15 protein-coding genes, 1 tRNA gene and 1 pseudogene are annotated in these 17,479 nt (G+C 64.3%); 2 read left to right on the top strand and 15 right to left on the bottom strand.

All coding sequences use genetic code 11. The features are described from left to right. Positions 1 to 87: 87 nt before the first annotated feature. Complete coding sequence (locus HFP89_RS01280) at positions 88 to 1,041, top strand: M23 family metallopeptidase (RefSeq protein ID WP_168715833.1); 954 nt, start codon at positions 88 to 90, stop codon at positions 1,039 to 1,041. Beyond that, entirely contained in the window at positions 945 to 1,388 is a 444-nt protein-coding gene (locus HFP89_RS01275) for a polymer-forming cytoskeletal protein (RefSeq protein WP_168715832.1), read from the top strand. Before HFP89_RS01280 ends, HFP89_RS01275 begins: the two co-directional genes overlap by 97 nt. Here HFP89_RS01275 and HFP89_RS01270 read toward each other — a convergent pair. The 15 genes and pseudogenes from HFP89_RS01270 to tuf form a co-directional block, all read right to left on the bottom strand. Then, positions 1,377 to 1,859: a DUF4442 domain-containing protein gene (locus tag HFP89_RS01270; RefSeq protein ID WP_168715831.1), complete on the bottom strand. Its 483-nt coding sequence runs from the start codon at positions 1,857 to 1,859 to the stop codon at positions 1,377 to 1,379. The genes HFP89_RS01275 and HFP89_RS01270 overlap by 12 nt on opposite strands. Before the next feature lie 142 nt (positions 1,860 to 2,001). Then, positions 2,002 to 2,364, bottom strand: a complete 363-nt coding sequence (rplS, locus tag HFP89_RS01265; RefSeq protein WP_168715830.1) for a 50S ribosomal protein L19 — start codon at positions 2,362 to 2,364, stop codon at positions 2,002 to 2,004. A 167-nt stretch (positions 2,365 to 2,531) separates the two neighbouring features. Beyond that, positions 2,532 to 3,263, bottom strand: coding sequence for a tRNA (guanosine(37)-N1)-methyltransferase TrmD (gene trmD, locus HFP89_RS01260; protein WP_346775174.1), 732 nt, complete (start codon positions 3,261 to 3,263; stop codon positions 2,532 to 2,534). Between the two features lie 14 nt (positions 3,264 to 3,277). Further along, positions 3,278 to 3,823, bottom strand: coding sequence for a ribosome maturation factor RimM (gene rimM / locus HFP89_RS01255; protein WP_168715828.1), 546 nt, complete (start codon positions 3,821 to 3,823; stop codon positions 3,278 to 3,280). Positions 3,824 to 3,829: 6 nt separating this feature from the next. Further along, positions 3,830 to 4,090: a 30S ribosomal protein S16 gene (gene rpsP, locus HFP89_RS01250; RefSeq protein ID WP_168715827.1), complete on the bottom strand. Its 261-nt coding sequence runs from the start codon at positions 4,088 to 4,090 to the stop codon at positions 3,830 to 3,832. 251 nt (positions 4,091 to 4,341) lie between these two features. Further along, positions 4,342 to 8,451, bottom strand: a pseudogene (gene rpoC / locus HFP89_RS01245) (DNA-directed RNA polymerase subunit beta'); the annotation flags it as partial. An 18-nt stretch (positions 8,452 to 8,469) separates the two neighbouring features. After that, a complete protein-coding gene (rpoB, locus tag HFP89_RS01240) occupies positions 8,470 to 12,549 on the bottom strand; it encodes a DNA-directed RNA polymerase subunit beta (RefSeq protein WP_168715825.1) in 4,080 nt (1,359 codons plus the stop codon). Between the two features lie 178 nt (positions 12,550 to 12,727). Beyond that, complete coding sequence (gene rplL, locus HFP89_RS01235) at positions 12,728 to 13,108, bottom strand: 50S ribosomal protein L7/L12 (protein WP_168715824.1); 381 nt, start codon at positions 13,106 to 13,108, stop codon at positions 12,728 to 12,730. Between the two features lie 35 nt (positions 13,109 to 13,143). After that, positions 13,144 to 13,671 carry a 50S ribosomal protein L10 gene (rplJ, locus tag HFP89_RS01230; protein WP_168715823.1) on the bottom strand — a complete coding sequence of 176 codons (528 nt, stop codon included), beginning with the start codon at positions 13,669 to 13,671 and terminating at the stop codon, positions 13,144 to 13,146. A 278-nt stretch (positions 13,672 to 13,949) separates the two neighbouring features. Beyond that, a complete protein-coding gene (gene rplA / locus HFP89_RS01225) occupies positions 13,950 to 14,645 on the bottom strand; it encodes a 50S ribosomal protein L1 (RefSeq protein ID WP_168715822.1) in 696 nt (231 codons plus the stop codon). After that, entirely contained in the window at positions 14,645 to 15,079 is a 435-nt protein-coding gene (gene rplK, locus HFP89_RS01220; protein WP_168715821.1) for a 50S ribosomal protein L11, read from the bottom strand. The genes rplA and rplK overlap by 1 nt, the downstream gene beginning before the upstream one ends. Before the next feature lie 144 nt (positions 15,080 to 15,223). Continuing rightward, a complete protein-coding gene (nusG, locus tag HFP89_RS01215) occupies positions 15,224 to 15,757 on the bottom strand; it encodes a transcription termination/antitermination protein NusG (protein WP_168715820.1) in 534 nt (177 codons plus the stop codon). After that, entirely contained in the window at positions 15,757 to 16,134 is a 378-nt protein-coding gene (gene secE, locus HFP89_RS01210) for a preprotein translocase subunit SecE (RefSeq protein ID WP_168715819.1), read from the bottom strand. Before secE ends, nusG begins: the two co-directional genes overlap by 1 nt. A 21-nt stretch (positions 16,135 to 16,155) precedes the next feature. After that, positions 16,156 to 16,231, bottom strand: a tRNA-Trp gene (locus HFP89_RS01205). Between the two features lie 57 nt (positions 16,232 to 16,288). Continuing rightward, complete coding sequence (gene tuf, locus HFP89_RS01200; RefSeq protein WP_168715786.1) at positions 16,289 to 17,479, bottom strand: elongation factor Tu; 1,191 nt, start codon at positions 17,477 to 17,479, stop codon at positions 16,289 to 16,291.

Below are 17,479 nucleotides of genomic sequence, written 5' to 3'. Positions count from 1 at the left end.
GCCCGTTGCGCCGGCCGCCCGGCATCGGGATAATGGAAGGTTCCCGCGTCACGTTCCCATCGGGCGGCGCGCCACGGTTTCCTGCGCATGCGACAGCATTACCGAATCACCGTTTCCGACTACCGCGGGGCACGGCATTACACGCTGTCCCAGGTGATGTGGCGGGCGGCACTGGGCGGCGCCGGCGTCGTCGCGCTGGTGTTCCTCGGCAGCCTGATGGTCATCCAGCTCCTGTCGGGGCGGATCGACGGTCTGAACGGCGACCTGGCCGAACTCCGCGAACAGAACCGCACGGTCGAAGAACGCAACCATGAGTTGCTGAGCCACCAGAACCGACTGAACGAACAGATCGACAGCCGCGCCCGCGAACTGATCGCGTTGACCGACGAACTGGAGCAGCTCGAAACGATCATCGGCGTACGCCCGCCGGAGGCGTTGCCGGTCGCGGAGCGGATTTCCGTAGCCAGCCACACTGCCCTGGAGCGCCGCCTGCTCCTGACCTCCGTGCCCAGCGGCTATCCGCTGGCGGAAACCCGGATCACCTCCGGGTTCGGTATGCGTGACCACCCGGTCACCGAGGGCACGCGGCTGCACGGCGGTGTCGACATGCGTGCCGCTCCCGGGACCCCGGTCCTGGCCACCGCCGACGGCGTGGTCGAATGGGCCGGTCCGAATCCCGGTTCCGGGCTCGGCACCATGGTGAAACTGGTCCATAACTACGGGTTCACGACCCTGTACGCGCATCTCGACGATGTCGATGTCCGCGTCGGCCAGTACGTCCGCGAAGGCGAGCCGATCGGGAAGTCGGGCAACACCGGGCTATCGGCCGCGCCCCACCTGCACTATGAAGTGCGCTATCTCGGCCGTCGGCTGGATCCGCGTCCATTTCTGGACTGGTCCCTCGACCGCTATGACCTGGTATTCGAAAAAGAGGAACGCGTGCAATGGGAATCCTTGGCAGAGACCGTCCGCAGCAAGGTACGAGTTCTGGATCCACCATCATCGGATCCGACACCCAGCTGGTCGGCAATCTCACCCTGAACGACAACCTCCACCTGGACGGCCGGATCGAGGGCGACATCCAGTCCGACGCCGATGTCACCGTCGGTCAGAGCGGCCGCCTCGAGGGTGAGATTCGCGCCCGCCGCGTGCTCGTCAGCGGCCGGGTGCAGGGCCGGATCGAGGCCGAACGGCTGGAGATCGTCGCCGGCGGCGTGGTCGAGGGCAACGTGGTCACGGTCGACCTGGTGATCGAGCCGGGCGGGCGATTCAACGGCTCCAGCGAGATCCGCCCGGAAGCCGCGTCCACGCAAGCCGGCACGAAGAAGACTCCACCGGCGGCCAGGAACGCGGACGCGTCGACCGAAGGCTCTTCGTCACCGGCCTGAGTCGCTCGACCCGGCCCCGTCGTGAACGGGCGCCTTGCGTCGGACGTACACGGTCCGTTCGATCCGGGCGACGAGTTCGCCCTGCTGGTCGAACACTTCCACGACATGGGTCTTGAGGTACCGTTCGCCCGCTGAGGTCGCCGCGCGCACCTCCTCGAGCATCGCCTCGTCGAGGCGGAACTCGGCCGTCACCGTCCCCCTGCCCGGCCGGACGAACCGGATCGAGGCCGAATGATCCCAGACCACGTAGTCCGGGCCCAGCGCCTTGATGTACATCAGCATCAGGAACGGGTCGGCCATCGAGAACAGGCTGCCGCCGAAGTGGACCCCGACGTAGTTGCGATTGAGCAGCGTCGCGACCAGATCGACCCGGACATAGCGCCAATCGGGCGCGATCTCACGCACCCGAACGCCGGCGCCGCGGTACGGCGGCCACAGGTTCATGATCCAGCGGAACAAACCGGGTCGCATGGTCGTTCGATCCTGTCAGCGGGCAGCGCCCGAGCGGCCGTTGGAAGCACAAGGAAACGGCCCGGTGCGAAGACCGGGCCGTTCAGGGAACCGCTGCGATCGAAAAGCCGGGCACACGGGGCTCGGCCTTTCCGATGAAGCGTCAGGACGCGCGAGCGCGACCGGTAAGCTTCTCGCGGATGCGCGCCGCCTTGCCTTCCAGATTGCGCAGGTAGAACAGCTTGGCGCGGCGAACGCGGCCCTTGCGCTTGACCGTGATCGACTCGATCAACGGGCTGTAGCTCTGGAACACGCGCTCCACCCCCGTGCCGTGCGAGATCTTGCGTACCGTGAAGGCCGAATGCAGGCCGCGGTTGCGACGTGCGATGACGACGCCTTCGAACGCCTGCAGGCGCTGACGTTCGCCCTCGCGAACCCACAGGTTCACGACAACGGTGTCTCCGGGCGCGAAATCCGGGATTTCCCGCTGGGTCTGTTCTGCGTTGATCTGATCGATGATATTCATGATGCGAATCCCGTCCGCTCGGCAAATTCTTCGGCAAGTGCTTCGCCGACAGGTTCGGCCGTCAAGGCGATCCCGTCGGTCCGTTCGGCGCGGGCGACGATGCCCGCGAAGTCAAGCGCGAAAGTATAACGCAAGATCGTTTCACGCGAAAGCCCCGGGGCCTGGATTCAATCGGGATCGGATGCCGCCAGGATGGCCCGGTCGGTGGCATCGAGCCGGTCCTCCCGGTCGAGCCGGGCAATCAGGTCGGGGCGGCGATCCCGGGTGCGCTCGAGCGCCTGGCGGCGGCGCCAGCGCGCGATTGCCGCGTGGTCGCCGGAGCGCAGGACCTCCGGCACGTCCAGCCCGCGCCACTGCTCGGGCCGCGTGTAGTGCGGGCAGTCGAGCAGACCCTGGGCGAACGAATCCTGGGCTGCGGACTCGGCGTGGCCCAGCACGCCGGGCTGCAGGCGGACCACCGCATCGATCAACGCCGCGGCTGCCAGTTCGCCACCAGACAGTACGAAGTCGCCCAGCGACCACTCCTCGTCGACCAGGGTTTCGTGGACCCGCTCATCGATGCCTTCGTATCGACCGCAGACCAGGATCAGACGCGGCCTGGCCGCCAGCTGTTCGACCGCCTGCTGGTCGAGCGGCCTCCCCTGGGGGGTCAGCGCGGCGACCGGGCTGTCGGAGCCTGTCGACGCGGCCTCGATCGCCCGCGCCAGCGGCTCGGGCCGCATCACCATGCCCGGGCCGCCTCCGTAGGGCCGGTCGTCGACGCTGCGATGAACGCCCTCGGCATAGTCGCGTGGGTCGAAGGTGCGGAGGCGAACGCGGCGCTCGGCCAGTGCACGGCCGGTCAACCCAAGCGCTTCGAGCGATTGAAACCAGCCGGGAAAGATCGAAACGACGTGGATCTCTTCGAGCACGCTCACTCCGCGTCGGTCCATTCGGGCTGCCAGTCGACAACGATCCGACCGGTCTTCAGATCGACCGAATCGACGAACCGGCCGCGCACGAACGGCACCAGGTGATCCACGCCCGGGCCCGGGCGATCGATGACCAGCACGTCGTGGACGCCGGCATCGAGCAGTTCGCGCACCCGGCCCAGTGGTCGACCTTCGCGGTTCTCGACCTCGAGTCCGATCAGGTCTCGCCAGTAGTACCGCCCGTCCGGTGGCCGCGGCAGCGCCGAGCGCGGCACCGAAAGGTTCAGGCCCGCCAGCCGCTCGGCATCTTCGCGGGTCGGGATCTGCTCGATCTCGGCGACCAGGCGCGGCCCCTGGCGACGCCAGCCCAGCACACGCAACAGCCCTGGCGAACCGTCGGTTCGCCAGGGCTGGTACTCGAAGATCTGCTCGGGCGGATCGGTGTAGGAAAACACCTTGACGGCGCCGCCCACACCCCAGGCCCCGCTCAAGCGCCCGACGGGGATGAGCTCATCCTCGACCGGCACGTCCTTGAGGGGACCGCCCATGCCGGATCAGGCGTCGGCCGAGGCGGCCTTGCGCGACTCGTTGACAAGGTGGCCGACACGCTCGGACACCTGGGCGCCTTCTCCGACCCAGTGTTCGTAACGCTCCAGGTCGACGCGAAGACGCTCGGCCTGGCCGCGCGCGACCGGATTGAAGAAGCCGAGCCGCTCGATGTAGCGGCCGTCCCGGCGGTTGCGGCTGTCGGTAACCACGATGTGGTAGAAGGGCTGCTTCTTGGCACCACCACGTGCCAGTCGGATCTTGACCATGTTGACTCCTGCTCGATGGACCGGTCGATCATCCCGGTCGGCATGACGGATTATTCGAAGGACGCGGGATTGTACCCGCGATCCAGGTTGATTCGTACGCCACGATCCGGGCGGCGGGCCGCCCGGATCGATGACGGCTACTATTCGGCCGCGTCGTCGCCGCCGGCGTCGACCGTGACCGCCGACTCGGCTTCGTTGGCTCGCAGCAGCGCGGCCAGTTCCGCCTCCGTATCACCGATCACCTCGACATCCTCACGCCGACGCTCGCGCGCCACGCGTCCGGTACCGGCGGGGATCAGGCGACCGACGATCACGTTCTCCTTCAGGCCGCGCAGGTGATCGACCGTGCCGCGCACCGCGGCATCGGTCAGCACCCGGGTGGTCTCCTGGAACGAGGCCGCCGAAATGAACGACTCGGTGGCCAGCGATGCCTTGGTGATGCCCAGCAGCACCGCCTGCCAGCGGGCCGGCTGCAGACCGTCCTTCTCCAGGCGCTGGTTCTCCTCGATCACGCGGACCGCGTCGAGCTGCTCACCCGGCAGGAACTTGCTGTCGCCGGAGCCGAGAATCTCGACCTTGCGCAGCATCTGGCGGATGATCACCTCGATGTGCTTGTCGTTGATCTTCACGCCCTGCAGGCGATAGACGTCCTGGATTTCCTGCACCAGGTAGTTCGCCAGGGCCTCGACGCCGAGCAGTCTGAGGATGTCGTGCGGGTTCGGCTCGCCGTCGACGACGGTCTCGCCCTTTTCGACATGCTCACCCTCGAACACCAGGATCTGGCGCCACTTCGGAATCAGCTCCTCGTGAGTGTCGCCGGCCTCATCGGTGATGACCAGGCGCTGCTTGCCCTTGGTTTCCTTTCCGTAGCTCACGGTACCGGAGGCCTCGGCCAGGATGGCCGGTTCCTTCGGCTTGCGGGCTTCGAACAAGTCGGCCACACGCGGCAGACCCCCGGTGATATCGCGGGTCTTCGACGATTCCTGCGGGATGCGCGCCAGGATGTCACCGACCTGCACCTCGTCGCCGTCGCGGCAGTTGATCACCGCACCGGCCGGCAGGTAGTTCTGGGCCGGCTGGTTGGTGCCCGGCAGCATCAGCGGCTTGCCCTTCTTGTCGACCAGGCGAATCGTCGGACGCAGGTCCTTGCCTTCCGAACCGCGCTTCTTCGGGTCGGTCACCACGATACTGGTCAGGCCGGTCACGTCGTCGGTCTGTTCGGTCACGGTCACGCCGTCGATGAAATCCTGGAACGACGTACGACCATTGACTTCTGCGACCACCGGGTGGGTGTGCGGATCCCAGTTGGCGACGACCTGGCCGGCTTCGACCTTGTCGCCCTCGCGAACGCTCAGGATCGCGCCGTACGGAATCTTGTAGCGCTCGCGCTCACGTCCGTGGCTGTCGATCAACGACAGTTCGCCGGAACGCGACACCGCGACCAGCTTGTTGTCCTTGTTCTCGACCGACTTCAGGTTGTGCAGCCGGATGGACCCGGCCGACTTGACCTCGATCTGGTCGATCGCGACCGCCCGCGATGCCGCGCCCCCGATATGGAACGTCCGCATCGTCAGCTGGGTGCCGGGCTCGCCGATCGACTGGGCGGCGATCACACCGACCGCTTCGCCGATGTTGACTTCCGATCCGCGCGCCAGGTCACGGCCGTAGCAGGTGGCGCAGATGCCGTACCGGGTCTCGCAGGTGATCGGCGAGCGGACCAGCACGCGGTCGATCGCGTTTTCTTCCAGCAGCGCCACGCAGCGCTCGTCGATCAGTGCGCCGCGCGCAACGAGCACCTCGTCGCTGTCGGCCGGATAGATGTCCTCGGCCAGCACGCGACCCAGGATCCGCTCGCCGAGCGGTTCGACGACGTCACCGCCTTCGACGATCGGCAGCATCTCCAGCCCGTTCTCGGTACCGCAGTCTTCTTCGATGACCACGAGATCCTGTGAGACGTCGACCAGGCGGCGGGTCAGGTACCCGGAGTTTGCGGTCTTGAGCGCCGTATCGGCCAGGCCCTTTCGCGCACCGTGGGTCGAGATGAAGTACTGCAGGACGTTCAGTCCCTCGCGGAAGTTTGCGGTGATCGGCGTCTCGATGATCGAGCCGTCCGGCTTGGCCATCAGGCCTCGCATGCCGGCCAGCTGGCGGATCTGCGCGGCGGAACCACGCGCACCGGAGTCGGCCATGATGAAGATCGAGTTCATGGAATCCTGCTCGACCTCGTTGCCGTCCTTGTCGATGCGGATCTCCTTGCCGATCCGACGCATCATCGCTCGTGCGACTTCCTCGTTGCAGCGCGACCAGATGTCGACCACCTTGTTGTAGCGCTCGCCGGCCGTTACCACGCCCGAGGCGTACTGGTTCTGGATGTCGAGCACTTCCTGCTCGGCCTGGTCGAGAATCTTCTTCTTCTCCGGCGGAATCTGCAGGTCGTCCAGGCAGATCGAGACGCCGGCGCGGGTGGAATTCGCAAAACCGGTGTACATCAGCTGGTCGGCAAAGACCACGGTCTTCTTCAGACCCAGCTCGCGGTACGACTCGTCGATCAGCTTGGAGATCTGCTTCTTCTTCAGCGCCCGGTTGAAGAGCTCGAACCGCATGCCCTTCGGCGCGATCTCGAACAGCAGCGCGCGACCGGCAGTGGTCTGGCGACGTTCCGTATGCGGAATGAACTCGCCGTCTTCGTTCTTGATGAACTCGGTCACGCGCACCGAGATCGGCGCCTGCAGCTCGACCTGCTTGTTCAGGTAGGCGCGGTGGACTTCGGCCGTATCGGAGAACGCCATGCCCTCGCCCTTGGCCCCGGCCAGTTCGCGGGTCATGTAGTACAGGCCGAGGACGACGTCCTGGGTCGGTACGATGATCGGCTCGCCGTTGGCAGGCGACAGGATGTTGTTCGACGACATCATCAGCGCGCGCGCTTCCAGCTGGGCTTCCAGGCTCAGCGGAACGTGCACGGCCATCTGGTCGCCGTCGAAGTCGGCGTTGAATGCGGTACAGACCAGCGGGTGCAGCTGGATGGCCTTGCCTTCGATCAGGACCGGCTCGAAGGCCTGGATGCCGAGGCGGTGGAGCGTCGGTGCACGGTTGAGCAGCACCGGATGCTCGCGGATGACCTCCTCGAGAATATCCCAGACTTCGCCTTCTTCCTTCTCGACCAGCTTCTTGGCCGCCTTGATCGTCGGCGCCATGCCGCGGCGCTGCAGCTTCGAGAAGATGAACGGCTTGAACAGTTCCAGCGCCATCTTCTTCGGCAGGCCGCATTCATGCAACTTCAGGGTCGGCCCGACCACGATCACGGAACGGCCGGAGTAATCGACGCGCTTGCCGAGCAGGTTCTGGCGGAATCGACCCTGCTTGCCCTTGATCATGTCGGCCAGCGACTTCAGCGGACGTTTGTTGGTCCCGGTGATGGCGCGGCCGCGACGACCGTTGTCGAGCAGTGCATCGACCGCTTCCTGCAGCATCCGCTTCTCGTTGCGCACGATGATGTCCGGCGCATTGAGTTCGAGCAGTCGCTTGAGACGGTTGTTGCGGTTGATGACTCGACGGTACAGGTCGTTGAGGTCCGAAGTCGCGAACCGACCGCCGTCGAGCGGAACCAGCGGACGCAGGTCCGGCGGCAGCACCGGCAGCACGGTCAGGATCATGTACTCCGGACGGTTCCCGGACTCCAGGAACGCCTCGACCAGCTTGATCCGCTTGGTCAGCCGCTTGATCTTGGTCTCCGAGTTGGTCGACGCGATGTCTTCGCGCAGCTGGGACAGCTCCGTGGCCAGATCGACGTGCTTGAGCATGTCGTAGATCGCCTCGGCACCCATCTTGGCGTCGAATTCGTCGCCGTAGGTTTCCATGGCTTCGAGGTACTGGTCATCGGTCAGCAGCTGACCGCGCTCCAGCGGCGTCATGCCCGGATCGAGCACCAGGTAGGACTCGAAGTACAGGATGCGCTCGATGTCGCGCAGCGTCATGTCCAGCATCAGGCCGATGCGCGACGGCAGCGACTTCAGGAACCAGATGTGGGCCACCGGGCTGGCCAGGTCGATATGACCCATGCGCTCGCGGCGGACCTTGGTCAGGGTGACCTCGGTGCCGCACTTCTCGCACTTCACACCACGATGCTTCATGCGCTTGTACTTGCCGCACAGGCACTCGTAGTCCTTCACCGGGCCGAAGATGGCCGCACAGAACAGCCCTTCCCGCTCCGGCTTGAAGGTCCGGTAATTGATCGTTTCCGGCTTCTTGACCTCTCCGAACGACCAGGAACGGATCATGTCCGGCTGGGCCAGACCAATGCGAATCGCATCAAAATCAGTGATCTGATGCTGGCGCTTGTAGAAATTCAGCAGATCGCGCACGTGGATCCTCCTCCTCGATCAGGATTCTTCGAGTTCAATGTTGATGCCCAGCGAGCGGATTTCCTTCACGAGAACGTTGAAGGACTCCGGCATGCCGGCCACCATGCGGTGGTTGCCATCGACGATGGCCTTGTACATCTGGTTCCGGCCCTGGACGTCGTCGGACTTGACGGTCAGCATTTCCTGCAGCGTGAAGGCGGCCCCGTAGGCTTCCAGCGCCCAGACCTCCATCTCGCCGAAGCGCTGCCCGCCGAACTGGGCCTTGCCGCCCAACGGCTGCTGGGTCACCAGGCTGTATGGCCCGGTCGAACGCGCATGCATCTTGTCGTCGACCAGGTGGTTGAGCTTGAGCATGTACATGTAGCCCACGGTCACCGGCCGATCGAATGCATCGCCGGTCCGTCCGTCGTACAGCGTCATCTGACCGCTTTCCGGCAGGTCGGCCATCTTCAGCAGTTTCTTGATCTCCTGCTCGTCGGCACCATCGAACACCGGCGTGGCCATCGGCACGCCACCGGTCAGGTTGCCGGCCAGCTCGAGCACCTCGCCCTCGCTGAATTCGTTCAACGAGACCCGGCCCTTGCGATCCGAGTTGTAGATCTCCTCGAGGAACTTCTTGATCTTGGCCGGCTTCTCCTGCGCCTCGAGCATGGCCTCGATCTTCTTGCCGAGACCGTGCGCTGCCAGGCCGAGGTGGGTTTCAAGCACCTGGCCGATGTTCATGCGCGACGGCACACCCAGCGGGTTCAGCACGATATCGACCGGTGTACCGCTTTCGTCATAAGGCATGTCCTCGACCGGGACAATCGTCGAAATGACGCCCTTGTTGCCGTGGCGGCCGGCCATCTTGTCGCCCGGCTGCATGCGACGCTTGACGGCCAGGTGGACCTTGACCATCTTCAGCACGCCCGGCGCGAGATCGTCGCCGCGGGTGATCTTGCCCTTCTTTTCCTCGAAACGCTCGTCGGCCAGCTTGCGCTGCTTCTCGATCTGGCGCTGGGCGCGCTCGAGCACGTCCTGGGCTTCGTCGGAGCGCATGCGCAGCTTGAACCACTGGTCGCGCTTGAGCTCGTCGAGATAGTCGTCGGTGACCTTGGCGCCCTTCTTCAGGCCCGGCCCCTTGTCGACCACCTTGTTGAGCAGCAGCGAGCGCAGGCGATTGAAGATCGCGTCTTCCATGATTCGCAGCTGGTCGTCCAGGTCCTTGCGCACCTGGTCGATCTGCTCCTTCTCGATCGACACCGCGCGGGAGTCCTTGTCGACGCCCTCGCGGGTGAACACCTGGACGTCGATGACCGTGCCGTCCATGCCCGAAGGCACGCGCAGCGAGGTGTCCTTCACGTCGGAGGCCTTCTCGCCGAAGATCGCGCGCAGCAGCTTCTCTTCCGGGGTCAGCTGGGTCTCGCCCTTCGGCGTGACCTTGCCGACCAGGATGTCGCCGGCGCGCACTTCCGCGCCGATGTAGACGATCCCGGCATCGTCGAGCTTGCTCAAGGTGTACTCGCCGACGTTCGGGATGTCGCTGGTGATCTCTTCGGAGCCCAGCTTGGTGTCGCGGGCAACACAGGTCAGCTCCTCGATATGGATCGAGGTAAAGCGATCTTCCTGGACCACGCGCTCCGAGATCAGGATCGAATCCTCGAAGTTGTAGCCGTTCCAGGGCATGAACGCCACGCGCATGTTCTGGCCCAGGGCCAGCTCACCGAGATCGGTGGACGGACCGTCGGCCAGCACGTCCCGGGCGCTGACCACGTCGCCGACCTTGACCAGCGGACGCTGGTTCATGCAGGTGTTCTGGTTCGAGCGCTGGTACTTGACCAGGTTGTAGATGTCCACGCCCGGGTCGTCCTCGCCGACTTCCTCTTCGTTGGCGCGCACGACGATCCGGCCGGCATCGACCTGGTCGACCACACCACCGCGAAGCGCCACGGTCGTCACGCCGGAGTCGGTGGCGACCACGCGCTCCAGCCCGGTGCCGACCAGCGGCTTGTCGACGCGCAGCGTCGGCACGGCCTGGCGCTGCATGTTCGAGCCCATCAGGGCGCGGTTGGCGTCATCGTGCTCGAGGAACGGCACCATCGCCGCGGCCACCGACACGATCTGGCGCGGCGAGACGTCGATGTAATCGATCTCCTCCGGCGTCTTGAGCGTGAACTCACCCTGGTGGCGGCACGGAATCAGTTCGGCGGTGAACTTGCGGTTCTTGTCGAGCTCGGCATTGGCCTGGGCGATCGCGTAGTCGCCCTCCTCGATCGCCGAAAGGTAGGTGACGTCATCGGTGACCTTGCCGTTGACCACCTTGCAGTACGGCGTCTCCAGGAAGCCGTAGCTGTTGGTCCGCGAATAGACGGCCAACGAGTTGATCAGGCCGATGTTCGGACCTTCCGGCGTCTCGATCGGACACAAGCGGCCATAGTGCGTCGGATGGACGTCGCGAACTTCGAAGCCGGCGCGTTCGCGGGTCAGACCGCCCGGCCCCAGCGCCGAGACGCGGCGCTTGTGGGTGACTTCCGACAGCGGGTTGTTCTGATCCATGAACTGCGACAGCTGCGAGGAGCCGAAGAATTCCTTGATCGCGGCGGCCACCGGCTTGGCATTGATCAGGTCCTGCGGACCCAGGCCTTCGCTCTCGGCCATGCTCAGCCGCTCGCGGACCGCGCGCTCGACGCGGACCAGGCCGATCCGGAACTGGTTCTCGGCCATCTCGCCGACCGAACGGACACGACGGTTACCCAGGTGATCGATGTCATCGACCGTGCCGTTGCCGTTGCGGATGTCGATCAGCACCTTCAGCACGGCCAGGATGTCTTCGCGATCCAGCGTGCCGGGGCCTTCCAGCTCGTCGCGACCGACGCGCCGGTTGAACTTCATCCGGCCAACCGAGGACAGGTCGTAGCGCTCGTCGGTGAAGAACAGGTTCTTGAACAGGTTCTGGGCCGCTTCCTTGGTCGGCGGCTCACCCGGGCGCATCATCTTGTAGATTTCCCACAGCGCCTCGAGCTCGCTGGAGGTCGGGTCGATGCGCAGGGTGCTCGAGATATACGGACCCTGATCGAGATCGTTGACGTAGAGGATCTCGAAGGACTTGACCTTGGCCTCGCGCATCGTTTCGAGCAGCTCGGCGGTGATCTCGTCGTTGCAGGCCGCGATCAGCTCACCGGAATCGGTATCGACGATGTTGTGGGCGAGAATCCTTCCGATCAGGTATTCGTCGCTCACATCCAGTGCCTTCACCCCGGCGTCTTCCATCTGCTTGACGTGACGCGCGGTGATGCGACGATCCTTCTGGACGATGACGTTGCCGTCCTTGTCGGCAATGTCGGCCAGCGCGGTTTCGCCGCGCAGGCGTTTCGGCACCAGGTCGATCTTGGCGTCGCTCTTGCGCAGGGTGATCCTGGACTTCTCGAAGAAGGTATCGAGAATTTCCTCGTCCTCCATGCCCAGCGCACGCAGCAGGATCGTCACCGGCAGCTTGCGGCGACGATCGATTCGGGTGAACACGCAGTCCTTGGGGTCGAACTCGAAGTCCAGCCAGCTGCCGCGGTACGGAATCACCCGCGCGTTGTACAGCAGCTTTCCGGACGAATGGGTCTTGCCGCGGTCGTGGTCGTAGAACACGCCCGGTGAACGGTGCATCTGGTTGACGATGACGCGCTCGGTGCCGTTGATGATGAACGTGCCGGTCTCGGTCATCAGCGGCAGGTCGCCCATGTAGACGTCCTGTTCCTTGACCTCCTTGACCTTCTTGTTGCGAGCCGGGCTGTCCTTGTCGTAGATGACCAGGCGCACCGTGACGCGCAGCGGCGCCGCATAGGTCATTCCGCGCATCTTGCACTCGACGACGTCGAACTCGGGCTTGCCGAGCTCGTAGCTCACGTACTCGAGCGCGGCGTTGCCGGAGTAGCTCGAGATCGGAAACACCGACGAAAGCGCACCGTGCAGGCCCTTGGGCTCTCGGTCGCTTTCAAGAACCTTGTCCTGCAGGAATTCCTTGTATGACTCCACCTGGGTTGACAACAGGAACGGCGGGTCAATAACCTGCACATGTTCCCCAAATTCCTTCCGGATTCGCTTCTTTTCGGTAAACGAGTAATTCATCGGCATTTCACCCGCGTGCTGGTGCAGTTGATCCGGGACACTTCATGCGAGACTGAACCGCCAGGACACCCGGAACGGGCCCTGGCGATCGATTCTTCTGGCCGCATAGAAAACAGGAACGGGCCGGGCGTCCGAGAACGCCCAGCCCATGCCTGGCATCAATGTGCGACCGGCGAGATTACTTGACCTCGACGGTAGCGCCGGCTTCTTCGAGCTGCTTCTTGATGTCTTCTGCTTCTTCCTTGCTGACGCCTTCCTTGACCGGGGACGGAGCGCCCTCGACCATGTCCTTGGCTTCCTTCAGACCCAGGCCCGTAATGCCACGGATGGCCTTGATGACCTGGACCTTCTTGTCGCCGAAGCCTGCGAGGACGACGTCGAACTCGGTCTTCTCTTCAGCAGCAGCGGCTTCGCCACCGGCCGCCGGAGCAGCCGCAGCAGCCACCGGAGCGGCAGCGGAGACACCGAACTTCTCTTCCATCGCTTCGATGAGATCAACGACCTCGACGACGGTCATGTTGGAAATGGTTTCAAGAATATCTTCTTTGGAAACGGCCATTGTTCAAACTCCATTAAACGAAATAAACGAAAGGATCAGGCAGCCTGCTTGCTGTCGCGAACCGCGGCGACCGTACGAACCAGCTTGGCGTGCGGCTCGGCGAGGGTACGGGCGAGTTTCTCGATCGGCGCCTTCATGACGCCCATCAGCATGGAAATGGCCTGGTCGCGGGTCGGCATCTTGGCCAGGCGTTCGATCTCCGAAGCCTGATAAAGCGTCGCGCCCATGGCAACCAGACGAACGACGAGCTTGTCATCGTTCTTCGCGAAGTCCTTGATCAGCCGCGCTGCGGCGCCCGGGTCCTCGATGGAGAACGCGAACAACAGCGGACCGGTCAGTTCCTCGGCCATGCATTCGAACTCGGTACCCTCGACGGCACGCTTGACCAGCGTGTTCTTGGCCACCTTGAGATAGACGCCTTCGGAACGGGCCTTGGCCCGCATCTCGGTCATCTTCTCTACGGTGATGCCACGGTATTCGGCAGCTACGGCTGAGTGTGCGGACTGGGCCACCAGGGCCACTTCCGCCACGACCGCCTTCTTCTGCTCAAGACTGAGAGCCATGTGCTACCTCCGTCAAGTCGGAGGGTCGGATCGTTCCGACCGTCCAGCCACACCGGATCCGATTTCGATCCGGCACCTCGTTGGTGGCCGTTTTCCCGTGATCCGAAGATCGATTCGGGGAATCGGGCGACACCATCTGCGCAGGCGGACTCGCGTCCTTTATCGTCCGGTGTCTGCCACCTTCGGACCTGCGGTCTATGACGGGCGCGGAAACGGTCTCCGCGATACGCCCGCTTTTCACACGGACGCGTGCGCCCGTGCGAATCCTTGCTGCCGGATCAGAGATCCAGCGACGCGTTGTCGATCGTGATGCCGGGACCCATGGTCGTCGACAGCGCGATCTTTCTCAGATACTGACCCTTCGAGGCGGCCGGCTTGGACTTGACCAGCTCCTGGATCAGCGCCACGAGATTTCCTTTCAGTGCATCGACATCGAAATCGGCCTTGCCGATCGTCGTGTGGATGATGCCGCCCTTGTCGGTCCGGAACTGGACCTGGCCGGCCTTGGCGTTCTTCACCGCCTGCTCGACGTCGGTCGTGACGGTGCCGACCTTCGGGTTCGGCATCAGGCCGCGAGGACCCAGCACCGTGCCGAGGCGACCGACCACGCGCATGGCGTCCGGGGTGGCGATGCAGACGTCGAAATCGATCGTCCCACCCTTGATCGTGTCGGCCAGATCGTCCATGCCGACGATATCGGCACCGGCGGCCTGGGCCTTCTCGGCGTTCTCGCCCTGGGCGAACACGGCCACGCGCACACTCTTTCCGGTGCCGTTCGGCAGCACGATGGCGCCGCGGACCACCTGGTCGGACTTGCGCGGATCGACACCCAGCCGAACGGCCACGTCCACGCTTTCGGTGAACTTGACCTTGCTGAGGTCCTTCAGGATTTCCAGGGCCTCGTCGATGCCGTACAGCTTTCCGGCTTCGACCTTCTCGCGGATTGCGCGACGACGCTTGGTATTGGCAGCCATTATTCGAGACCCTCCACGTTCAGGCCCATGCTGCGCGCACTACCGGCAATGGTCCGCACGGCGGCGTCCATGTCGGCGGCGGTCATGTCGGGCTCCTTGATTCTGGCGATTTCTTCCAGCTGGGCACGGGTGACCGTACCGACCTTCTTCGTGTTCGGCTCACCGCTGCCCTTCTGGATCTTGGCGGCCTTGCGCAGCAGCACGGCGGCCGGCGGCGTCTTGGTGATGAAGGTGAAGCTGCGGTCGTTGTAGACCGTGATCACCACCGGCGTCGGCAGGCCCGGCTCGATGCTCTGGGTCGCGGCATTGAACGCCTTGCAGAATTCCATGATGTTCACGCCGTGCTGACCCAGCGCGGGGCCCACGGGCGGACTCGGGTTGGCCTGGCCTGCAGGAACCTGCAGCTTGATGTAGGCCGAAATCTTCTTCGCCATCGTCGTTTCTCCTTCGGGTCCAAGCGCCTGCCGATCACCGACCTGGATCGGTACGACGAGGCTCCCCATCGTTGTCGTTTCATTGTTCCGACCCGCCTCACGGCGCGCCGGCCTCGCGATCGGCCGCAGCCGGTCGCGGACTTCTTACACTTTCTCGACCTGCTGGAAGTCGAGTTCGACGGGCGTCGAACGCCCGAAGATCGAGACGGCCACACGCAGGCGGCTCTTCTCGTAGTTGATTTCTTCGACGGTGCCGTTGAAGTCGTTGAACGGACCATCGATGACCCGGACCATTTCGCCCGGCTCGAACAGCACCTTGGGCCGCGGCTTGTCGACGCCTTCCTTGACGCGGTTCAGGATCGCGTCGGCCTCGGCCTGCGAGATCGGCGCCGGCTTTTCCTGCCGTCCGCCGATGAAACCCATCACCTTCGGCACGTCCTTGACCAGGTGCCAGGTGTCTTCGTTCATTTCCATCTCGACCAGCACGTAGCCCGGGAAGAACTTGCGCTCGCTCTTGCGCTTGACGCCCTTCTTCATTTCCACGACCTCTTCGGTCGGGACCAGGATTTCGCCGAACTGGTCTTCCATGTCGGCGCGCTCGATCCGCTCCTTCAGCGACCGCTGAACCTGCTTCTCGAAGCCCGAATAGGCATGAACCACGTACCAGCGCATGGTCATCAGAGCTCTCCGCCGAGCCCGATCAGACGCCGCACGATCCAGCCGAACAAGGTATCCATCGCGAACAGGATGATGCCGACGATGACCGTGATCACGAGCACGATCAGCGTGGTCTGCAACGTTTCCTGCCGGGTCGGCCAGACCACCTTGCGACGCTCGACGTCGACTTCTCGCACATAGCTGAAGAATTCGCCGCCCTTGGAGGTCCGGGACGCGACGAACAGGGCCAGGCCGGCGGCTGCGAGCAGCACGACGATCCGGACAAGATCCAGGACCTGGCCTTCCAGATACCCGTACCCGACGATGCCGCCGGCGAGAATCAGGATGGCGACGATCCAGAGCGGAATGTCACGCGTTGCGTTGTTTTCGGCTGCCATATCGCACTTCTGCTGATTGAGTGGCAGGCGAGGAGGGACTCGAACCCCCAACCTGCGGTTTTGGAGACCGCTGCTCTGCCAGTTGAGCTACTCGCCTGTTGAAAACCGACCGGGATCCGACCCGCCCGCGGCGGGCCGGAACTCGCCCGCGTGCTTACTTGTGGATCTTGGCAACCACGCCGGCGCCCACGGTCCGACCACCCTCACGGATGGCGAAACGCAGACCTTCTTCCATGGCGATCGGTGCGATCAGCTCGACCTGGATCTTCACGTTGTCGCCCGGCATCACCATCTCGACACCTTCCGGCAGCTCCACGGCACCCGTCACGTCGGTCGTGCGGAAGTAGAACTGCGGACGGTAGCCCTTGAAGAACGGCGTGTGACGGCCGCCCTCTTCCTTGCTCAGCACGTACACCTCGGCTTCGAAGTGCGTGTGCGGCGTGATCGTGCCCGGCTTGGCCAGCACCTGGCCGCGCTCGACGTCGTCACGCTTGGTGCCGCGCAGCAGCACGCCGACGTTGTCGCCCGCCTCACCGCGATCCAGCAGCTTGCGGAACATCTCCACGCCCGTGCAGGTCGTCTTCGTGGTGTCCTTGATGCCGACGATTTCCAGCTCGTCGCCCACCGTCACGATGCCGCGCTCGATGCGACCCGTCACCACCGTACCGCGACCCGAAATCGAGAACACGTCCTCGATCGGCATCAGGAACGGCTTGTCGGTGTCACGCTCCGGCGTCGGAATGTAGGTGTCCAGCGCCTCGACCAGCTTCATGATCGACGGCACGCCGATGTCCGAATCGTCGCCTTCCAGCGCCTTCAGCGCCGAACCGGTGATGATCGGGGTGTCGTCGCCCGGGAAGTCGTAGCTCGACAGCAGCTCGCGGACTTCCATCTCCACCAGCTCCAGCAGCTCTTCGTCGTCGACCATGTCCGCCTTGTTCAGGTAGACCAGGATCTGCGGAACGCCGACCTGGCGCGCCAGCAGGATGTGCTCGCGCGTCTGCGGCATCGGGCCGTCGGCCGCCGACACCACCAGGATCGCGCCGTCCATCTGCGCCGCACCGGTGATCATGTTCTTGACGTAGTCGGCGTGCCCCGGGCAGTCCACGTGGGCGTAGTGACGCGCGTCCGACTCGTACTCGACGTGCGCCGTCGCGATCGTGATCCCGCGCGCACGCTCTTCCGGCGCGTTGTCGATCTGATCGTAGGCGCGGAACTCGCCGCCACGCGCTTCCGCGCACACCTTCGTCAGCGCCGCCGTCAGCGTGGTCTTGCCGTGGTCGACGTGACCGATGGTGCCGACGTTCACGTGCGGCTTCGTACGTTCGAATTTAGCCTTGGACAT

The sequence above is a fragment of the Wenzhouxiangella sp. XN79A genome, assembly GCF_012272825.1.
Lineage (GTDB): Bacteria > Pseudomonadota > Gammaproteobacteria > Xanthomonadales > Wenzhouxiangellaceae.
The sequence above is the reverse complement of the archived record's forward strand: the minus strand, read 5'-3'. Positions and strand labels throughout refer to the sequence as shown.